Origin of the sequence: Aeromicrobium phragmitis (assembly GCF_003674095.1) — a bacterium.
GTDB classification, from domain to species: Bacteria; Actinomycetota; Actinomycetes; order Propionibacteriales; family Nocardioidaceae; genus Aeromicrobium; species Aeromicrobium phragmitis.
In genome coordinates this window covers 1-295 of the sequence record NZ_RDBF01000287.1, presented here as the reverse complement: position 1 = coordinate 295, position 295 = coordinate 1, and the positions used below count along the sequence as shown (strand labels likewise).

The window sequence follows — 295 nt, the reverse complement described above, 5'->3', positions numbered from 1 at the left end:
CGTCCTTCGATCGCCTCGGTGTCGAGCCGCGCCAGCGGCGTGTTCAGCGGCACCTCCGCTGCCTGGAGCACCTGCTCCTCGGTGAGGTGCTCGATGCCCGTGACCCGGACCTTCTGGGCGACCAGCAGGCCCGAGAACCAGACGGCCCACACGCCGGCGCCGATCATCGCGACGACGAGGACGGCGAACACGACGCGAATCCACCGGCGCCGGCGGCGTTGCTTGAGCTTGGCCGCGAAGGCGTCACTCACCGGGCTGCTCCAGCAGCGACAGCAGCGCGGGCCCGACCTCGGTG

The 295-nt window shown here is 71.5% G+C and carries 1 protein-coding gene; it reads right to left on the bottom strand.

The features are described 5' to 3' along the window. Positions 1–251, bottom strand: a 251-nt coding sequence (locus D9V41_RS17380; RefSeq protein WP_121795652.1) for a cell division protein FtsQ/DivIB, incomplete at its 3' end; no start/stop codon positions are given. Positions 252–295: the final 44 nt, after the last annotated feature.